Origin of the sequence: Ruminococcus sp. AF31-8BH, assembly GCF_003460605.1 — a bacterium.
Classification (GTDB): Bacteria; Bacillota; Clostridia; order Lachnospirales; family Lachnospiraceae; genus Blautia_A; species Blautia_A acetigignens.
Genome location: NZ_QTVN01000014.1, coordinates 20957 through 41793, shown reverse-complemented (window position 1 = coordinate 41793; position 20837 = coordinate 20957). Strand labels below are relative to the sequence as shown.

General features: G+C 45.7%; 16 protein-coding genes. 3 read left to right on the top strand and 13 right to left on the bottom strand.

The features are described 5' to 3' along the window. Positions 1-169: 169 nt before the first annotated feature. Both DWZ38_RS16210 and DWZ38_RS16205 read right to left on the bottom strand, forming a co-directional pair. Positions 170-1540, bottom strand: a complete 1371-nt coding sequence (locus DWZ38_RS16210) for a response regulator (protein ID WP_117854182.1) — start codon at positions 1538-1540, stop codon at positions 170-172. A 1-nt stretch (position 1541) separates the two neighbouring features. After that, complete coding sequence (locus tag DWZ38_RS16205; protein WP_117854181.1) at positions 1542-3299, bottom strand: sensor histidine kinase; 1758 nt, start codon at positions 3297-3299, stop codon at positions 1542-1544. Between the two features lie 227 nt (positions 3300-3526). On the opposite strand from DWZ38_RS16205, the gene DWZ38_RS16200 reads away from it, so the two are divergent. The 3 genes from DWZ38_RS16200 (at position 3527) to DWZ38_RS16190 (ending at position 8405) form a co-directional block, all read left to right on the top strand. Further along, positions 3527-3907: a metal-sensing transcriptional repressor gene (locus DWZ38_RS16200; protein ID WP_243000309.1), complete on the top strand. Its 381-nt coding sequence runs from the start codon at positions 3527-3529 to the stop codon at positions 3905-3907. 82 nt (positions 3908-3989) lie between these two features. After that, complete coding sequence (locus DWZ38_RS16195) at positions 3990-6533, top strand: heavy metal translocating P-type ATPase (protein ID WP_117854180.1); 2544 nt, start codon at positions 3990-3992, stop codon at positions 6531-6533. A gap of 288 nt (positions 6534-6821) precedes the next feature. Continuing rightward, positions 6822-8405 carry a glucose-6-phosphate isomerase gene (locus DWZ38_RS16190; RefSeq protein WP_021925457.1) on the top strand — a complete coding sequence of 528 codons (1584 nt, stop codon included), beginning with the start codon at positions 6822-6824 and terminating at the stop codon, positions 8403-8405. Positions 8406-8498: 93 nt separating this feature from the next. Here DWZ38_RS16190 and eutJ read toward each other — a convergent pair whose 3' ends face one another. The 11 genes from eutJ to DWZ38_RS16135 form a co-directional block, all read right to left on the bottom strand. Continuing rightward, positions 8499-9347 (bottom strand): ethanolamine utilization protein EutJ, encoded by an 849-nt coding sequence (eutJ, locus tag DWZ38_RS16185; protein WP_117854179.1) that lies wholly within the window; start codon positions 9345-9347, stop codon positions 8499-8501. A 110-nt stretch (positions 9348-9457) separates the two neighbouring features. Continuing rightward, complete coding sequence (locus DWZ38_RS16180; RefSeq protein WP_117854178.1) at positions 9458-9832, bottom strand: hypothetical protein; 375 nt, start codon at positions 9830-9832, stop codon at positions 9458-9460. A gap of 342 nt (positions 9833-10174) precedes the next feature. After that, entirely contained in the window at positions 10175-10594 is a 420-nt protein-coding gene (locus DWZ38_RS16175) for a hypothetical protein (RefSeq protein WP_147343028.1), read from the bottom strand. 20 nt (positions 10595-10614) lie between these two features. Next, the gene (locus DWZ38_RS16170) at positions 10615-11244 is read right to left on the bottom strand and encodes a hypothetical protein (protein ID WP_117854176.1); all 630 of its coding nucleotides are present in this window, start codon (positions 11242-11244) and stop codon (positions 10615-10617) included. Then, positions 11228-12127, bottom strand: a complete 900-nt coding sequence (locus DWZ38_RS16165; RefSeq protein WP_117854175.1) for a hypothetical protein — start codon at positions 12125-12127, stop codon at positions 11228-11230. The genes DWZ38_RS16170 and DWZ38_RS16165 overlap by 17 nt, the downstream gene beginning before the upstream one ends. After that, complete coding sequence (locus DWZ38_RS16160) at positions 12120-12842, bottom strand: hypothetical protein (protein ID WP_117854174.1); 723 nt, start codon at positions 12840-12842, stop codon at positions 12120-12122. Before DWZ38_RS16160 ends, DWZ38_RS16165 begins: the two co-directional genes overlap by 8 nt. After that, on the bottom strand, positions 12839-13492 hold the full coding sequence (locus DWZ38_RS16155) for a signal peptidase I (RefSeq protein WP_178105356.1): 654 nt from the start codon (positions 13490-13492) through the stop codon (positions 12839-12841). Before DWZ38_RS16155 ends, DWZ38_RS16160 begins: the two co-directional genes overlap by 4 nt. A 271-nt stretch (positions 13493-13763) precedes the next feature. Beyond that, positions 13764-14924: a LicD family protein gene (locus tag DWZ38_RS16150; protein ID WP_117854172.1), complete on the bottom strand. Its 1161-nt coding sequence runs from the start codon at positions 14922-14924 to the stop codon at positions 13764-13766. 19 nt (positions 14925-14943) lie between these two features. Beyond that, positions 14944-17226: a LicD family protein gene (locus tag DWZ38_RS16145; protein WP_117854171.1), complete on the bottom strand. Its 2283-nt coding sequence runs from the start codon at positions 17224-17226 to the stop codon at positions 14944-14946. A 70-nt stretch (positions 17227-17296) separates the two neighbouring features. Then, positions 17297-19681 (bottom strand): glycosyltransferase, encoded by a 2385-nt coding sequence (locus DWZ38_RS16140; protein WP_117854170.1) that lies wholly within the window; start codon positions 19679-19681, stop codon positions 17297-17299. Then, positions 19665-20828 carry a CDP-glycerol glycerophosphotransferase family protein gene (locus DWZ38_RS16135; protein WP_117854169.1) on the bottom strand — a complete coding sequence of 388 codons (1164 nt, stop codon included), beginning with the start codon at positions 20826-20828 and terminating at the stop codon, positions 19665-19667. Before DWZ38_RS16135 ends, DWZ38_RS16140 begins: the two co-directional genes overlap by 17 nt. Between the last annotated feature and the right edge of the window lie 9 nt (positions 20829-20837).

The window sequence follows — 20837 nt, the reverse complement described above, 5'->3', positions numbered from 1 at the left end:
TTTCCTCACCTCCGTTTTGTTGAGTTTATTGTAACGGAAATGAAGGGATTTTCCCATGCAGTTTCTTGCGCAGTCATATGTGTTTTTTTACGTTTCCGGCCTTCATTTTCTGAATAAAATATGGACAAAATACAGATTTCAAAAGCTAATCCATATTTTGTCCATATTTTTATAATTCTGCCCTGTACTGCTTGATAGTTTTTCCTGTATATTTCTTAAAAATACGCAGGAAATAAAAATAATCGTTGTAGCCAACCATAGAGCAGATTTCTGCTGTGGATTTCTTTGTGGTTTCCAAGAGCCGCACCGCCTCTTCCATGCGAAGCTGTGTGATGTAATGGACGAAGGTCATGCCAGTCTCTTTTTTGAACAGCTGGCTTACATAGTTTGGAGTCATGTAGCAATTCTTGGCTGCACTTGCAAGGGATATGTCTTTTTTGTAGTTTTCATTGATGTAGGACATCAGCTCCATAAAGGCCATGTTGGAATAAACAGGCTGCTTTTCTTCGCTTTCCCTTGCCTCCCGAATATCGTCTGTAAGCCTTTTCAGCATGTCCCTCATGTTCCGGTACTGGGAAGTAAGCTGCCGTATGCTGTAAACATAATAATCGTTTTCTTCTTCCCGGAATAGGTTTCCGCTGTGGACCAGATTACACAGACGCAATGCATAACGCACGTCAAATTTCTGCCAGCCTTTTTCTGTAAGCTCTTTCAGACTGTCTGCAATCTGATTCCACTGATTTGCACTGATTTTTGCCCGGATTTCATGAAGGAAATCATTCTGTCCGGGACTTTGCCTGCAGCAGACTTTTTCTCCCGAGTCTATGAAATACTGAAATGCACGCACCTGGCATTCGTTTAAGGTTTCGGATAATTTTTCCAGGGGGATCTTCTCCTCTTCATATCCGATTCCCAGGTTCTCCTTTTTGGCAGTCCACGCTTCCAGCACATCCGGCTCCAGCGGTTTTTTCATAAAATATCCGTACTGCTCCCGACCAAGCTCCACCATACAAGCCCCCTTCACAGAAACAAGATTTTCTCCTACTGTAACTGCCACATAAGCTTCTTTCTCCATGCCGGAAGATTTCAGGATTTTTTCCAGGGTTTCCTGGTCTCCCCGCTCCAGAACGTCCAGAAGATCACTGTCCGGAAGCTGGGCATTTTGTTTCTCGCAGTTTCTTTCTGCTTTTAATAAAAAGCGGGTCAGCTGCTCAAATTCAATAGGCTTAAGACAGTATCCCAATACCCCATAGCGGATTGCACGCTCAGCATAGGAAAATTCCGCATATCCGCTGATCAGGATCAGCTGCAGATTTTCCTGCTCCCTGCAAAGCTTTTCGCAAATCTCCAGTCCATTCAAGCCAGGCATTCGGATGTCCAGAATGGCAATATCAATTTCCCCTGTCTTCAGGATCTGCAAAGCTTCCTCTCCATTGTTTACAGCCGCAGCTACGGTAAGCCCCAGCTCTTCCCACTGAATCCCATCCATCAGGGACTTCAGAACAGATAGTTCATCATCCGCGATCAAAACCTGATACATACTACTCCTCCATTTCTTTTGCCGGAACCTTCAGAAAAATGCTGGTTCCGTCGCCTTCGCTGCTTTCTATTTCAATTCCATATTCTGGTCCATACATTAGCCGGATCCTTGCCTGGGTGTTAAAAATCCCCACGTGACGGCTGGTGTCCTGACATGCCGCTTCCAGTTTTTCCCGGATTTCTCTTAGTTTTTCTTCCGGGATTCCCACACCATCATCCTTTACAGTAAGCAAAAGGGCGTCCCCCTCTTTTCGCGCTCCGATAAAAACAGAGCCGCCCTCTTTCTTGGGCTCAATTCCATGGCACACTGCATTTTCCACCAGAGGCTGCAGTAGCATTTTCATCACCTCTAACTTCTGAAGATTCTCCGGAATCATAAAAAATACTTTCAGGCGGCCCATAAAGCGGTTCTCCTGGATTCTTACGTAAGATCTGGTAATGGCAACCTCCTCTTTCAGAGTGACTACCGGGCTTCCCTTTGCGCTGTAGCGGAAAATAGTTCCCATATCAATAGCCATCTGTGCCAGTTCCGGCGCATCCTTTGCGATTGCCTGCCGCCTGAGAACCTCCAGCGTGTTGTACAGAAAATGGGGATCCACCTGTCCCCTAAGATAAGAAAGTTCCGCCTCTTTTTTCTGCAGCTCCAGTTCATACATGTGAGCTGTGTTTTCAAAAATTTTCTGGTTCAGTGCATCGATGCCTGTGACCATTCCGGAAAATTCCTCTTCGATTTCCTGGATCTCCAGACAGCCGGAAAGTTCTACAGGTTCCTGAAGGTGGCGCTGTCCTTTACTTCGCATATCCCGGATCAGCTGGTGGAATTTTTGCAGCGGACGCACCATGCGTTGGTTCAAAAGCAGAAGAATTCCTACCATATATAACGCGGCAAGAATCAGGCATCCCAAGATCATTCCCTGCAGAGTTCTCATATTTCCGTTGCTGAAGCTTTGCTCCATGGTATTGGCTCCAATCAGATAGCAGTCCATTTTTTCCACATAAAGGGCACTTAAGTAGGCATCCCGGGAACTGATCTGAATATTTTTCATCCAGTCCCCATTTTCTTCTTTCTTCCCAGAATCCAGCCAGATTTTCTCCAGGAATTCCTCTTTCTCCGGATTGTCAAACAGGAAGGAAATCTTGCCGTTTGTTTTTCCAAGTGCACAAAAAAAATTCATCTCCTCGATGTTTTTTGAAAAATAGGCGGAGGGAACAGAGGCGATCAATGTTCCCAGTTTCTCCCCATCTTCCACCACATTCATGACATATACAAACATGTTCTCCTGTTTCCCAAGGATTACCATGGAAGTCTTTTTAATGCCGTACCAGGCAAAACCATTCCAGGTAGTTTTATCAGCAAGCTCATAAAGTTCTTCCCTGGAATAAATGGTGGAATAGGTGGTGTTTCCATTAACAAAGGCAATGTCCTTAATAGCAGGTTCCAAATTCTGAGCCTGGATGATCAGCTTCTGCACATAATCAATGTCCATGGCCTTCTCTCGTTCTGATTCCCGGAATAATTTCTGCACACGTTCATCAGCAGCCATAGAAATCAGATAATTTTCCGCCTTGTCATAAACAGAATTCATCTCATATTCCATCTGTCTTGTGGAAACTTCCATGTATTCATTCGTGTGCGCAGTAAGGATCCGGCGCACACAGCCGTAAATAAAAGCACATAATATGGCAAAAATAATGATGACAAACACCAGAAACCGATTTAGTTCCTGATGAATACTGGATACTTTTTTCGATGTTCCCATTTTTCTCCCCCCCCCGAACAAATTTTCTACTCTATGCACCTGTTTTCAACTATTGTTAGTTTAACATAGCATTTTTTCTTTTACAATTAAAAAATCGGGTTGACAAATACCCTTAGGGGGTATATATTAGGTGCATAAGCAAGATACCCCCAATGGGTATTTGAAAGTTAAAACGCCGGTTCGCAGTTTCCGGCCAATCATTTGTTTAATAAGAAAGGAGCCTGCCTATGACAGCTGATCATAAATCCGAAACCTGCTGCAGCCACACTGCAGCCGATACTGAACCCCTTTCCAGCCAGGAACCTGCACAGAAGGTCTGTTCCTGCTGCGCCAAGCACACCTTGCGTTCCGAAGCGGAGCGAAGAAAGCTGGTCAACCGTCTGAAGCGTATTGAAGGCCAGATCCGGGGCATTATAGGAATGCTGGAGAACGATGCCTACTGCAATGACATCCTGATCCAGTCCGCCGCTGTAAATGCCGCTGTGAATGCTTTTAATAAAGAGCTTCTTGCCAACCATATCCGAACCTGCGTGGCAAGAGATATCCGGGAGGGTAAGGATGAGACCATTGATGAGCTTGTTGCAACACTACAGAAGCTTATGAAATAAATGCGGATATCAGGGTCAAAAGATCAAACAGCCGTTCATGCTTGCATGATAAGGCGCATCCCGTATAAGGAGGAATTTTATTATGGAACAATACAATGTCACCGGCATGAGCTGTGCAGCCTGCAGTGCCCGTGTGGAAAAAGCAGTCAGCAAGGTTCCGGGAGTTACAGCCTGCTCAGTGAGCCTGCTTACCAATTCCATGGGCGTTGAAGGCACCGCCACAGCCTCAGCCATTATTTCAGCTGTAGAGCAAGCCGGGTACGGCTGCTCTTCTAAGAGCCAATCCAGTCAGAAAGAATCTGTCTCTGATGCGGAGAAGGCCCTGGAAGATCACGAAACCCCGATTCTGAAGAAGCGCCTTATCGCATCTGTAGGCTTTCTTCTGGTCCTGATGTACTTCTCCATGGGACACATGATGTGGGGCTGGCCGCTGCCTACATGGTTTGACGGCAACCACGTAGCCATGGGACTTGTTCAGCTGCTTCTGGCCGGAATCATCATGGTAATCAATCAGAAGTTTTTCATCAACGGCTTTAAGAGCCTGTGGCACCGCTCTCCCAACATGGACACCCTGGTAGCCCTTGGCTCCATGGCATCCTTTGTGTGGAGCGTCTATGCACTGTTTGCCATGACTCGTGCACAGGTAGACGGTAATTCTGAGCTTGTAATGCACTACATGATGGAGTTTTACTTTGAATCCGCTGCCATGATCCTGACCCTGATCACAGTGGGAAAAATGCTGGAAGCTCGCTCCAAAGGCAAGACAACCGACGCCCTGAAGGGTCTGATGAACCTTGCTCCCAAGACTGCCGTCGTCATCCGAAATGGCCAGGAAATCACCGTTCCCATTGACCAGGTGGTAAAAGGCGATGTGTTTGTTGTACGTCCCGGCGAAAGCATTCCTGTTGACGGCGTGATCCTGGAAGGCTCCAGTGCAGTAAACGAGGCTGCCCTTACAGGAGAAAGCATCCCGGTAGATAAAGCAGCAGGAGACCGGATTTCTGCTGCCACTGTAAACCAGTCCGGTTTCATCAAATGTACGGCAACCCGCGTCGGGGAAGATACTACCCTCTCCCAGATCATCAAAATGGTCAGCGACGCAGCTGCCACCAAGGCTCCTATTGCCAAGATCGCAGACCGGGTTTCCGGTGTTTTCGTACCTGCTGTTATCACCATTTCCATTATCACCACCATTATCTGGCTGCTTACCGGACATGAATTTGGCTACGCTCTTGCAAGAGGAATCTCCGTGCTTGTGATCAGCTGCCCCTGTGCCCTTGGCCTTGCCACCCCGGTTGCCATTATGGTAGGTAACGGAATGGGTGCCAAGAACGGCATTCTTTTCAAAACCGCTGTTTCTCTTGAGGAAGCAGGAAAGATCCAGATCGTTGCCCTTGACAAGACAGGAACCATTACAAGCGGACAGCCTGAGGTGACGGACATTCTTCCTGCAGAAGGCATTACCGAGAAAGAGCTTCTCACCCTTGCCTATGCTCTTGAGAAAAAAAGCGAGCATCCTCTTGCAAAGGCCGTTCTTGAAAAAGCCTTTGCACTTGGTCTTACTGCCCCGGAGGTTACAGATTTCCAGGCCCTTACCGGAAACGGACTTTCTGCCGCACTTGGTTCTGATAAGCTGATCGGCGGAAGCATGAAATACATCAGCACACTGGTTCCAGTCTCCAAAGCTTTTATGTCCCAGGCAGAAAAGCTTGCTGAGGAGGGCAAAACTCCCCTGCTTTTTGCCCGTAATAACCAGCTTCTTGGAATCATTGCTGTAGCAGACGTAATCAAGCCAGACAGTCCACAGGCTGTAAAAGAGCTTCAGAGCATGGGGATTCATGTGGTTATGCTTACCGGAGACAATGAGCGCACTGCCAGGGCGATCGGTGCACAGGCAGGGGTAGATCAGGTAATCGCAGGGGTTCTTCCTGATGGAAAAGAAAGCGTGATCCGCTCCCTGAAGGAAAAAGGCAAGGTTGCCATGGTTGGGGACGGAATCAATGACGCCCCGGCACTTACCCGTGCTGACATTGGCATTGCCATCGGTGCAGGTACCGATGTGGCTATTGATGCAGCGGATGTGGTTCTTATGAAGAGCCAGCTTTCCGACGTGCCCGCAGCCATCCGTCTCAGCCGTGCCACCCTTCGAAATATCCATGAAAACCTTTTCTGGGCATTCTTCTACAACGTAATCGGCATTCCGCTGGCAGCCGGCGTATGGATCCCCATCTTCGGATGGACCCTGAACCCTATGTTCGGTGCCGCTGCCATGAGCCTTTCCAGCTTCTGCGTGGTAACCAATGCCCTGAGACTGAATCTGTTTAAGGTTCATAATGCAAGCAGCAATATTAATAATCCTACTGTAAGCAACACTATTAATAATACAAATAAAAAGGAGAACACTACTATGATCAAGGTAACAGTTAATGTAACAGGAATGATGTGCGGACATTGCGAGGCACACGTAAACAAAGCCGTTGAGGCTGCATTTGGCGTACAGAATGTTGTTTCCTCCCATGAGGCAGGAACCACAACCTTCACAGCACCGGAAAAAGTAGATGAAGCTAAGCTTCGCCAGGTAATCACAGATGCAGGATATGAAGTAACCGAAATTACACAGGAGTAAGCTTCCCCTTTCTTTTTTGAACTGCAGCACACTCCCGGGAAATGATTGTTTCCCGGGAGCGCTTTTATTTGCAGGTGCATCTTGCAGAAAGCCTTTTTCAAACACACTTTAATGTTCTTTTTTTCATATTTCTCATCAATTTTCCCGAAACAATGTTATTTTTTCACGAATCTTAAACCATGGATTGAAATTCCTGTTTTTTTTCAGTATAATAAAGTCGATATGGGTTTCGCCATGAGACTCTGACGGGACAATTTTGTCTCAACCATTTAAAGGAGGAATTATATTATGGCAACATGGAAAAATCTTGACACACTGGCTTCTTTTGACAAGCTTTGCAGTCTTAAGAATCATGTGGACATTGCAGCTGCTCTGTCCGGTGAAGAGGGTGGCAAGCGTGTAGCTGATTATAGTACACCAATGGCAGCTGGGCTGAATTACAACTATGCAGCCAAGGAAGTAGACGAGACTGTTTTATCCGCTCTTGCACAGCTTGCTGACGAGGCACAGCTGATTGACAAATTTGAGGAATTATATAACGGAGCTGTGATCAATACAGGTGAGAACCGTATGGTCCTTCATCACCTGGCACGCAGACAGCTGGGCAATCCGGTTGTTGTAGATGGTGTAGACAAGCGTGAATTCTACGTTGCACAGCAGAAGAAGGCTGCTGATTTTGCAAACAAGGTTCATGCCGGTGAGATCACAAACGAGGCTGGGGAGAAGTTCACCACTGTTGTTCAGATCGGTATCGGCGGAAGTGACCTTGGTCCTCGTGCTCTTTACATTGCACTTGAGAACTGGGCTAAGGCAAACAACACATTCAAGATGGAAGCCAGATTCATCAGCAACGTAGATCCTGATGATGCAGCTGCTGTTCTTGCTTCTGTTGACCTTGCACATTCCTTATTTATCGTTGTATCCAAATCCGGTACAACTCTTGAGACTCTGACTAACGAAGCATTTGTTAAGGATGCCCTGACTAAGGCAGGTCTGAATCCTTCCAAGCATATGCTTGCAGTTACAAGCGAGACCTCTCCTCTTGCAAAGAGCGAGGATTACCTTACCGCAATCTTTATGGATGATTATATCGGCGGACGTTACTCTTCTGTTTCAGCCGTAGGCGGTGCAATCCTTTCCCTTGCATTCGGACCGGAGGTATTTGCACAGCTTCTGGACGGTGCTGCTGCTGAGGATCAGCTTGCAACTAACCGTGACCTTATGAAAAACCCGGATATGCTGGACGCTCTGATCGGCATCTACGAGAGAAATGTTCAGGGATATCCTTCCACAGCTGTTCTTCCATATTCACAGGCATTAAGCCGTTTCCCTGCACATCTTCAGCAGTGTGATATGGAGTCCAATGGTAAAACCGTAAACCGCTTCAGTGAGCCGGTAAGCTATGTAACCGGTCCGGTTATCTTCGGTGAGCCAGGAACCAACGGACAGCATTCCTTCTATCAGCTGCTCCACCAGGGCTCTGATATCATTCCGCTTCAGTTCATCGGCTTTAAGAAGAGCCAGCTTGGAGTAGATGTTGACATTGAGAACAGTACCAGCCAGCAAAAGCTTTGCGCCAATGTTGCTGCTCAGATCATTGCATTTGCCTGCGGCAAGGAGGATGAGAACCTGAATAAGAATTTCAAGGGCAAACGTCCATCCAGCATTATCATCGGGGATGAGCTTACACCTGCCTCCCTTGGTGCTCTTCTTGCTCACTTTGAGAATAAGATCATGTTCCAGGGCTTTGTATGGAACCTGAACAGCTTTGACCAGGAGGGTGTTCAGCTTGGTAAGGTTCTCGCTAAGCGTGTCCTTGCGCATAATACAGATGGTGCCCTTAAGGTATTCAGCGATCTGTTGAATATTTAATAGTCATAGAGTTAGAGTTTTTGGAAATGACAAGAAAAGGATTGATCAGTTTTTTGACTGACCAATCCTTTTTTACAAGAGCCTGCTGCTCCTTTATATTTTGTTGTCTTTTTTCGGAGATAGCTTAGGCAGCTCACAGCAATAGGCAATTCCAAGAGGCGTAACAAGAAGTGGATGCACTGGCTGATAAACGGGAAGCTTCAGATGCTTCTCAAATACGGATGTAAATTCCCGGAACATGGAAGAACCGCCTACAACGTAAATAGCCGGAACCTCATATCCTTTGAGGAATTTTTCTGTGATCAGAGCCATCTTCTCCACCGTAGCTTTAATTACAGGAAAAATTTCATCCTGCTTATCTGGCTGTCTTTTTAGCAGCTCCGCTTCTTCATAGGGAATACGATAATGTCCCGCAACCGTCATTGTCATGTGGGTTCCACCAGTGGCCTCATCATCTGTATAAATGACTTTCCCATCCTTCAGAATGCTGATTCCTGTTGTACCGCCGCCAACGTCCACAACCGCTCCGTCACGAATCTTAAGTACAGCCGCTGCGGCAGTTGGTTCATCTACAATATTAGTCACCTCAAAGCCGGCACCCTCCAGCACATAGCCTATGCTCTTAACGCTCCCCTCTGATACACCGGGAGGAATTGCGGCAGCTGCATAAGTAAGCTCTGTGCCAAGCCGCTCCTCCAGTGTCTCCTTCAGCCTGGTTACCAGCTGTACACATTCATAATAGTTTACGATCACTCCGTCCTGAATGGCATGGGAGGGTGCAGAAATTCCGGCTATCGGGCGGTTTGAAGTATCTACAACAGCCAGAACTGTATTAGCAGTTCCAAGGTCCACACCAACCTTTAATCTTCCTTTGAAATTTTTACACTCACCTGTTTCCACAAGCTCTGCAAAATTTGAAAGTGTTCTGTTTTTTAAATCCATTTTCCAGCTCCGTTTTCCTTTTTCCTTATTTATTCTACTTATGATTGTAAAAGAATACAGGGGAAAATGCAATAAAAACATACCCGTTTGTTTATTTTAAGTCTATCACATTATGCAATCTGTACACCCCATCTTTTTTCCGCAGAAACTGCGCTTCCAGCTTTCTCCGGTGCATAGATCCGGCCGCATCTCCAGCTTCCAGCACCGTTGTCCATGTAGCTGATTTCTGCTCCGCCGGCAACCTTTCGTACCTGAATCTTCATTTCCAGAGGAAGTACCTTGCCAAACTGCAGGCTTATTTTTATCATGTCATCCAGCTCTTCTTCCAGCTGCTTCCGGTCAATCTGGACGTATATTTTCTCATCTGTAACCTTTGCTTCAAGCCACTCCTGGCCATCGGTGAAGTATTTCTGTCTTGCTTTTACAAACTCATCTATATACGTATTGATCTCTGTTTTCTGTATTTTTGCCAATGCCTTTTTCATAACAAAAGCCTCCTTAACTAACATCCACATTTCTCTTTGTTCTTGTAAATAATTATAGAAGCTTATGTTAAATTTTATGTATTACCAATGTTAAACATAGTTAAAACTTTTGTTAGTAAAGCGGACATTCGCAATCCGATTCGCTACTTGCTCATGAACGCAGTCAGATTTTAATCCCATTCCTAGTGTGCCGACAAGTTGATTTCTAGAACAATCTTGCGTCTAAATTTCTTATTTCTGCGTTGTCGTCGGTCGCCGTAGCCACCGCTACGCCTCCTTCCTCCGCCTTGAAATAAAAAATTTATCCTGCAAGATTGTTACAAGAATCAACTTGTCGACACACTAGTCATGGAACGGACTGGTTGGAATTTCATTTACTTCTGAAACAAATCCGTAATCCACCATGTCTTCTTTCTCCAAGGTGGTTCCATCGAAGAAGGCTGCAGGTGTCTCTCTAAAATCTGATGGCTGAATTACATCGGTGCTCTGCAGCATATCTGCATTCTGCGCAGTGTCGGCGTCCTGCACTATGTCTGCATTCTGCGCAGTGTCGGCAGCCTGCACTATGTCGGCGTTCTGCACTGTGTCCGTAGTGCTGTCATTTCCTATTTTAGCTGAATGTATGATATCAATCCGGGATTCCTGGTACTGGTATTTTGCGCAAACAGTTTGAAGCTGGCAGGTAAAAAATATGCCGGCTCCCATTGCCAGAAGAAAAGCTGCGCCTGGTACCTGCCCTTTTGCAAAGTAAAATTTTTTCACGAGTTTTACCTTCCTGTTTCTCAATCCTTCTGCTCCATATTCACATTGATCCTGATAAAATCCTCTGTGTCCATAGGTTCCCACTGGCAGGCATCCTCCCACGAAACCATCAGCCGGTATTCATGTTCTGTAGAGCAGCCTTCCGAAAGCAGCATATCGTCTGTCTGAAAAATGTGGGTTTTCTCCTGAGGGCTTTCCTGAAATGATGCTATTTCCTTCCAGCTTCCTTCCCATTCGCTTTCTTCCAAAAGGGTACAGCGCAGAGGGAGTGTCCCTGCGGTAACAACCTCTATTCTGTAGGTCTGGCTGGTCTGGCTGATGCCATTGGTGCTTTGATTGGATACCAGAATGGAATATATGGCTTGGCTGCCAGGTGCCCAAGTCTCTGGCAGCTCTCCTTCCGGACAGATGGACACCTTATGCTCAAATCCTGCCACCTTCATGTTGGAATCCTCAACAGCCAGCAAAATGTATTTGGCGTAAATATCTGTGGGAAGCGCCACCAGCAAAAGCATAAAGGACAGAAGCGCCATAAGTGGCGGCGTCAGTGATGAAAGCCGTATTATACGTGACAGTGTCATCCGCGAAACCCGAGCTGCATCCAGACGCAGTTTTCTTTTTTTGCGATTATTGTTATTGTTTTCTATCATAGCTGCACCTCTTTCGAAACCATATAAGGATTATGCACATGGTGATAACAGGTGCGGTAAATACTAATGCTGTAAGCCAGCTTCCAGGTGACATGTGATCTGCTGTTTTCACAGAATTCCTGTGTTCGGTTTGTTCACTGTTCTGGCTACTTTTCTTTTCAGGCTCCCCTTCTCCTGTATTGCCGGAAATGCTCTGGGCGGCTTCTGTATGGATTACAATGGTATGAAGGGTGTCCTCTGCTTTGTTTCCAAAGAAGGTGTCCTCTTCATCTTTCCCGCGCTCGTAAGCCCATCGCCAGTAAAGGATGTATTTCTTCTTTTCTCCGGAAAGAAGAGAGCCTTCCTGAAGAAACCTGTCCATCTGTTCCGGACTGCTCCACCCATCCTGACTTCCTACAAGCCATCCATTTTCCCCTGCCAGCCTTAGTTCAAGGGGACTTTTGAGTGCTTCCATGTCCCAGCCGGCTTTCAGCCAAACCTTATAATCCATTTTTGTTTTTCCCGTGTTTTGAAGAAAAAAGGTGTAGGCTCCGCTGGTTCCGGGGGCAATCACCTTGTCCTGACTTTCGCTTTGCACAGTAAGCTCCCCGGCCTGGTTTCTGTCTCCAGTCTGAAAGATCTGAACAGCAGTATCTGTTGTCCAGATCTGCCGTTCATCCCAGGTCTGAAAACCTTCTGCTGCCTTTGCACTCCCATCTTCTTTTGCCGTCTCACTGTTTTTAAGAATGCCCTCCCTGACTGCAGATTTGCTCCTTGCATTTATGCTTTTTCCTTCTGTAAGGCAGATAACATTCCCATGACGCACATTTTCTTTGGAATTTTTATTCCACCAGGAAACCAGAAGAAGCATGCACAACAGGAGCAGGAATTTTTGTTTAGTCAATCTGAGTTACCGTTGTTTTCATGCTCAGCTCCACTGTGGAGGCTTTGTTTGCTGCTGCCTGATTGCCCAGATATGTATCCTTCTCATCGCTGTTTCCGTTGTATGCCCACTCCCAGGAGACGTTGACAAAACCATCCGCACCGATTCCAGACAGATCTGTATTTGCAGCATAATTTTTAGAATATGCCTTGATTGCATTTTCAACAGCTGTTTTCAATTCAGCTATACTGGAACTTCCATTTGCAATCGCTGCTCCTGTTGAATCCTTAACACCCTTCATACCGTATTTTTTATCCCCAACCTTGAAAATAATTGGAAAATACTCTGACGACGCACTCTCCTCATCTGTATACTCCCACCCATTTAAAGTCAGTGTAGGCTCATAGGATACCTTCACCGCAACCTCTGGCTTTCCGGTAATCGTGGCATTCAGCAGTTCCCCTTTGGTCCCCGGTGCAACTACGTGGTCATCCTCTCCGCCACTACTTATAACTGATTTCGCAATAGTTCCAACTGCCTCATCATCAGTGGCATACTCACTTGCAAACATCGTCCCGTTTGCAGTGACAGTCACTCCGAATTTCGCCGCTCTGGCACTGTCTGTGCCGGTTCCGCTTGTAATATACTTGGCAAACGATCCTGAAATCACGCTCATGGTCAATAAAGTGGTCACACCGGCTCCTGCTGCAATCCGCATTGCTTTGTTTTTCATCATAATTTGCATTCTCCCTTCAATCCTAACTTTTCTTCTCGTTCTGCCCGCAGGACATCCAGTTCTGCCAGCAATGCTTCTGTACTTTTTTCCTTCTCTTTTTTCTGTCTCAGATCACAGCTTTTATCATAAGCTGCCATCAAAAGCAAAGGACAAACCACACATAACAGTATTCCTTTTGTGCTCTGCATAAACATTGCCGTATTTCCAAGTCCGGGAAGCCGCCAGCAGTAAATCCCTGCCAGATTTTCGCTTCTTACCGGCTTTTCATCTTCTGTATTGTTGGCGTCGCCTTTTGTTTTCCAGGCAAGGGCGCCCGTCTCATCTGTAATGATTTCTGTCACTCTGTGTGTAACGGTAGCCGTCCCGTTTCCCTCAGGGTCATAGAAACAGATTACATCCCCTGTCTTTATATTTCTGGCATTTACTTTGCGGCAGATCACCAGATCTCCGGAAGCCAGCTGGGGATTCATACTATCTGTCAGGATAACCATGGGAAATATTCCGCCAATATCCGGCACCTCATTTTTGTTTGTAATGCTTTTGATAATAAGGGTACAGTTGATAAGCAGAAGTGGAATCAGAATGAAACAGAAGAGGGATCCGACCAGAGTGCAGATCCGATGAACAACAGAAGTTCTCTTTTTTCTCATTTTTCCCTCCAGATTTGTGACAGGCTTTATTATAACAGGACAAAGCCAAAAAAGGACGTAGTTGCACATTCCTCAGCTTTTTAATCACAAAGCGCATTTTGGGAACATTTTGGGCAAAAAAAGCCCCGGATATTCGAGGACTTCCATGCTTTTTCGACATTTCGTCCTCTCATCCGGGGATGTGTAGAGCGGACATTCCAGGTCCACTTCGTTACTTGCTCATGAACGCAGTCGCTTCGCGATATGTCTGCCTGAAGCTTTCGCTTCTACATCAGCTGAATTTTTTAATCTTATTTAGCAAGCCCTTTTTACCTGTAGCCAAAAGAAGCTGTAAATAAATCTGAAAAATTTCCTGATCCGGCGCATAAAGCTCACCAGCTTCCAGATATTTCTTCATGATTTTGTCATAGTCCTTCAATTCCTCTGACAGCCTGGGGTAATCCCTGTTTTCCATAAGGTTGAGAAGATATTCCTTTTTTCGTGCGTAAACCTCTGCCAGATTCACCCCTTCGCCCTTCAGCTTCACATAATTCCAGGACCAGTCCAGATATTCACGGGATTTTCGCCCTTTTCTGTCTTTGTTGTACTGATCCCGTCTCTCCTTCACAAGAGTCTTAACCTGCCCGGAATACTTGGCAAGAAACTCCCGGCAGGGAATATTGGTGCTTGTGATAACCGTCATAGAGGGAATATAGGGCTCCGTCAGCTTATTCATGTAGCCCTTTCCAAACCAGATTTTCAGATAGGGATCCACTGCATCAGGCACACTTAAGGATACTCCTTCCAGCTCTACTCTTCTGGTTTTTTCAAATATTTTTTTCGGGTAATACAAGGTGGCGCCCTTGAGACGGACTACATAGTCTTTTCCCTTACATTCCTTCTGGTTTTCATAAAGCTTTTGATACAGATATTTGGAAAGCCTGCCTCTTCCGCCAACCATAAGAATTGCCACAGGAAGCTTGCACAGCTTCTCCTTCCAGGTAAATTCCTGGGAACGCCCGTCGCAAAACTGGATCCAGCCCATTTCCAGGCAGCGCAGCCACAAATGGAGCTTCCTTGAGCTTTCCTTTCCTCTAAGGGGATAAATGTCAATCCCGATTCCCGGATATTCGTAATTTCGTCCCTCGTCCATTCGAAAGCACAGGGAATTTTTGTCCTCATACCGTAGGAAAAATCCGGGAAAGCGCTTATTCTCATACATGGATTCCAGGGCTCTGTCCTTCCTTTCTTCCTTAAGGTATGCAAGGCGAAACCGCTCCATATCAGACAGCTTCATCAAAATTCCTCCTGCCAGAGGGCTTTTTGGCATCTCGTCCCCATACACTGCGTGTACCGCCAGACGTGGTGCCAGATAGTATTCAATTTTATTTTTCGTGCAAAGCCTGTCCACTTCTTCAAGAAGAGAAAGCAGCACCTGCTGTTCTTTGTTCAATGTACCTGTTTTCCTTTCCTCAGACAATCGCCTTTAACAGTTCTTTGATTTCTTCCAGGCTTTCGTATTTGCCAAGCCATGCATCCAGAAATTCCGTGAGGTCCTGCTTTCTTCCAAAGGAGCGGATATAGCTGCTTCCGTCCTTCAAATCCTTCAGCACCCTGTCTGCTCCTTCTATACGGACATATTCAGGGGCATCTTTTTTCAGTGCCTTTCTGTAATAAGAAAAGGCCTCACAGGTTTTTCCCTGTTTATAAAGAATATCTCCTGCTATGAGAGAAGCTGCAGGCTTACATTCTTCTTTCCTCTCCTGCTCCAGGGCTTGAGAAAGAAGCTCTTCCAGCTTTTGCATATCCTCTGTATAAAGCAGCTCTGTACCGAGCTTAGCCAGTTTTTTGGAAAATCCAAGCTTTTCTGCCCCGTATGCGCATATATCCAGGTAAACCATATTTTCAATTTTAAGCTTTCCTGTTTTTTCTGATTTTCCCTGCAAAAGCTTTTCTTTTATATCTTTTAGAAATTCCCTGATTTCCTCCGGTCTGTTCAGGCCTTCCAGCTTCATCAGGCAGAAATATCCGTCAATGCTCTCATCCTCCGGCAAAAGCTGCTTCCACAATGCGGCAAGCTCCACTGCTTCTTGTACTTTTCCCTTTTCTACCAGGCTCTTGCAGGTTCCCATAGCAAGCATTTTATGTTCTTTCAGGAATTTATTCAGCTCCAGCTGAGTCATTCCGTTGGTGGTTTTGCTTCTCACAGCCACATACACATCAAGTGCCTCACGGCATTTTCCCTGCAGCCACAGCAGGTCTCCCTTGTATTTCAGGAAATATCCATCCTCAGGAAACAGCTCCAGACAATGGGAAAGAAATTCTTCCGCTTCTTCTGAAGGCTTCTCTTTCTTTGCCCTTTCCATCAGAAAGCGGATCTTAAACTTCAGAAAGGAAGGATTGTCCGGATATTTTTCCAGAAGCTGATCCATTTCCCACTCTGCTGGTCTGTTTTCACCAAATTCGTAGTGGCAGGCCCCACTTCTGAAGATAAGAATATCCTGTAAAAGTGCCTCCATGGCAGGAGAAAGCCCCTGCAGCTTTTCCCGGACTCTGAGCATTCTGTATGCCTTGGACACCTTCTCGGAATAAAGAAGGGTCAGCATAGCTGCCATAAAAACCTCTTCCTTTATATCAATAAGAACCGGATGATAGAAATTATAAATATGCACAAATTCTTCTCTTCCGATAAAATCTGCGCTAAGCTGCACCCGGAAGTAATCTCCGAAAATCTGATTCAGAGTATGGAAATCTCTTTTTTCCAGAAGAGCTTCCAGCGAAACCTTCTTTTGCTCCAGCCTATTCATCAGATCCTGGGCAGTAGCCTCCCCTAACAGCTCCTGTCTTTTGCGTATGAGCCTGTGGGAGCGTTTTGCAGTGGCCATGTAGTAAAGCTTGCGGAACACCGCATCTTTTCGCAGACGGAAGGTATCCAGCTTAGGCATATATTCTTTTCGGAATTCCTCATAATTCATATGGTGACATTCCACTGCGTCATGAGATTCTCTTTCCCCGTGAGGGGGAATGTAGGACCATTCATCCCCGTAATGCCAGATCAGGTAATCACTGACTTTATTGGGGATCATTACATCTACGCCCTCAAATCTGCCGTATTTAACAGGGAACATCATGTCCTTATCAAACAGGAAGGGACAGCCGCCCCAGCGCATTGCATAGCGGCTGCATTCCTCTTCTTTGTAGGAAAACATGATTTTTTCCAGCTTTTTCAAGGTTCTCTCTTTTCCAAGGAAGAGATAGGAAAAAAGATATTTCAGATACAGATGAACCGGTACCTCGTAACGGTTTCCGTACACCACTGCTATGTTGATCAGATCTGAATAGATCATCAGGTGTGTTCTGTATTTTTCGTATTCCCTGTCGTCATCCGGAATAGGATCCAAAGTCAGTACGTCAATGATCTCTCCTGCCTTGTCCTTTCCGATGATCTGGTGTCTGTGAATGGCACAGGTGTCTGTAGAGGCATACCTCGGGAACGTATTGGTATAGCTTCTGTCCACATCCACACACTGGAACGCACGATTTGGAGGAAGCACCTGGTCGGATAGCTCCACCAGCTTGTTCCAGTCGTCTCTTGGCATATAGATATCCACATCGTCATCCCAGGGAATAAAGCCTTCGTTTCGCGCCACACCGATGAGACTGCCTCCGGCCATTACATATCTCAGGTTATGCTTTTTACACATTTCGTCAATCTCCCGAAACAATTTCAGAAGATATTGCTGTTTTTCAGTCATTTACTTTCCTCTCATAATAAAGCTTCCTCGCAGCACACCTTTTCTTGCTGCAAGCGTTTTCTCTTTTGTCTCAGGTCTTCTGCAAAAGGGTTTCAAACAGCTCCAGGGATTTTCGGTTGTTTTCCCTGCAATCAATCTTTGGTGCCTTGCATTCTCCCCTTTCAAAGGCCTCCATACCTTTCAAAACACCCAAGACAGAGGGCTCTGCCAGCATTCCGCCATAGTCCTCACAAAAGCAGCGTGCTCCCGGGACATTTGTTGCCACAAAGGGAACCCCCAGTACTGCTGCCTCAAACAGGACTACAGGAAGGCCTTCATAATCTGAGGATAAAACCAGCAGATCACTTGCCTTCAATATGGGCATAGGATTTCGTATACTTCGAATCAGAATAATATGGCTGCCGGCAGCGCTGTTTTTTGCCAGCTGGCAGGTCTGTTCATAGAGATTTCCCGCTCCGCCGATTATAATCAGCCATGTATTTTTGTTTTTCTTCCAGAAAAGCTCAAAGGCCTGGATCAGACGGCTGTGCTGCTTTTCCTGGGAAAAACGTCCGATGTTAATAAATTTTCGGTCGCTGCCATTTAGTACCTCCTGAAGCTTCTTAAGGGAAACGGTACATTTGGTTTCCTGGTCAAAGCAGATGGCTTCCCCGGACCGCCTTTTGATTCCTTCGTAATCCTGACAGTTGGGAATGACGGTAATGTTGTCCCTTCGCCCGCCGATGGCTTCCACAGCCTTTGTAAGATCACGGCTTACTGCTGCCACATGGTCATAGGAGGCATAAGCGTCATGAAGTACATATTTATTTGGGTTTTTCTTTCTCTCTATTTCTTTTTCCATGTCATTGTGTACCCAGATGGTTCTGGAAAAGGGTGCCTGCTCAAACATGGAAATTATATAATTTTCGTAACCATTAAAGTGGAGAACTGCCTGAAACCGGGAATTGCCGAAATGCTTTTTCCATTCTCTTGCATAGGCATGTGTAAGTCTTTTTGTGCGGATTCCCAGCTTCATGTAAAGTCCCTGACAGATAGCAGTAATCACATCCATATTCATTTCGCTTCCAAGAGGATACACATTAGCCTGATGAGGCAGGCAATCCAGCCGCCAGGGTGCTTCCTTAAGGGAATTCATGCGGTAGGAAACAAAATAGTTGTATTTTTCCTGATCAAGCTCCTTCATCAAATTTAAAAAGGAGGTGGTGATTCCATTCTGTTGGAAATCTCCTGCATAGATCAGTACGTTTTTCTTTTGATTTCCACTGGCAGAGGCAGTGTGGCAGAGGTTTTCTCCAAGGATCACATGATGGCAGAGGTTTCGGATTCCGCTTCCCTGTTCATAGGTTCCGTACTTCTTCCGGAAGGCTTCATCAAGCTCTTTGACAGGTGTTTTTAACAGGTCTGCCACCTCTTTTGGCGTGCGCACCAAAGGAAAAGGATAGGTCCTGATGTCCTCGTACATGCCCCTGCTTCCTGCATAATCCTCAATATCATAAGCAAACAGGATAATCTTTTTACCGGAGTTGGCAAAGTCATACATAACACTGGAATAATCGGTGATCAGCACATCACACATATTCAGAACCTCATAGGTATCATAGCCCTCCGGAAATTTCTGAATGTGCTGATAACTGGACAGGTTCAGCCCATTTCCCACAAAGGGGTGAAGCTTAACAAGAAGCAGCTGATCTTCATCCAGACACCGGTCAAGAACATCCAGATAGCCCTGCATTTCCTTTACAGAATCCTTACTGTCAACTGCATCTGCCTTCCCCCGGAAGGTGGGCATGTAGACAGATACCTGCAGGTTCCCGAAGCCGAATTTCTTTTTCAGGGCTTCTCCCTTATCCGGATGGAAAAAGATCTCATTTCTTGGGTAGCATTCATGAATAAACTGCCCCTGATACAGATTATCCAGCATGTAAGCTCCCCGCATTTTTTCCTCCATAAACACATTGGAAAAAAGCAGGTAATCGGACATCAGAAGATTTCGCATAACATTTCCCATGCTGTAGCGCTCCTCCAGGTTGTCTCTTCCCATGCATTTCAGAGGAGTTCCGTGCCACACATTCAGATAGATCTGTCCATCTTTTTTAATAAAGCGTCCCGGAAACGTAGAGTCATTGATGAGAAATCCGGCTTTGGAAAGCATTCGATAATAAAAAATGCTTCCAAACTTCACCAGATGATCTACCCTTAATCCATAGTGCTGCAGCTTTTTTTCCACAGAATCTCTGTAGTCGCTGCGGCAGGCCAAAGCAATGGTATAGTTCTTATATTCTTCCCGGTTCAGCTCCCGCAGAATTGCAAAAATATTGCTTTCCATGCCTCTGCCGCTTCTGGATTCCAGCAAAATCAGGTGTGGATCGATCCTGGTTTTCTCATAAAAGGTATTGTAAAAGGGATACCAGGTGCCGCTTTTTAGTTTTTTCTTTATTTTAGTCCATGCCGACATGCTTTTTTACCTCATCACAGATATTTTTCATACAGGGCTGTTGGATCTCATTGAAAAACAGATTGCATTTTTGCCGCTCCTGCTGATAGCGGTCTCTTCCATGACAGATCTCTGCTATGGCATCTATAAATTTTTGCTGGCTGTCCGGCTTTGCGCCAGGTGTCACCTTATCGTACTCAAAGTTCATTCCACGGCCCTTTAAATACTGCTCCTTGTCATAGGGAAGGAAAATCAGCGGCCTGTCAAGAAGCAGATAGTCAATATAAATACTGGAATAATCGGTAATCAGAATATCAAACATATCGGCTATATCCATAATGTCTTCAGCCTGTTCATTACCCAGATATCTTACCCGGTCAGATAGATAGGGGCCTGCATTTCCCTGCTCGCTGATGTGAGTGCGAAGGAAGATAACGGCGTCCTCCTTTTCCAAAAATGCATCCAGTGCTTTTTTGTCATAATCCGCAAAGGGAAACAAAGTTGTCATACCATAGTCCCGAAAGGTAGGTGCATACAGGATTGCTTTTTTGCAGGATGGAAGCTCCGGGTACAGCTCCTTTAGCACCTTAGCCCTGTCTGTCCTGTGAAAAAGCACATCATTTCTTGGCTGTCCCCAGACCTTTATCTTGTCCGGTGAAATCTGAAAGCTTTCTGCCATCACAGGAATCAGCCGGCTTGAGCAGGTCAGCACAAAGGTATAATTTTCTGTAAAAATTTTCTTAAAATAGATTCTGGCAAGGCGGGAAAGATTAGGGTCCATCAGTGCGATTTTTTTCAGAGGGATTCCATGCCACAGGTTTACAATTGTCCTGTTTTTCCCAAGACCTGTGCCGTAAACAGGAAGTCCTGCAGAGGTAAACCATACGCCTGCTGACAGAGCCTTTTTCATACCCTCAACGGAGCAGGTCTCTATAAAATATTGTTCGCCGTACTTATCACCAAGCTTTTTTCTTAGCTTCTCATCATTGATCACAAAATAGGGTGTGATCTTTGGAAGGTTGTCCTTTACATATTCAAACAGATAGCGGGAATTGTAATTGTAATGTGCGTTATCTGTAGATGAAAAAATCCAGATTCCCGGGTCCGGCTTTTTCGTAACCCTTAGACTGACCAGCTCTGCCTTCAAAAGGCTTTTCAGTTTCCCCATGTATGCTTC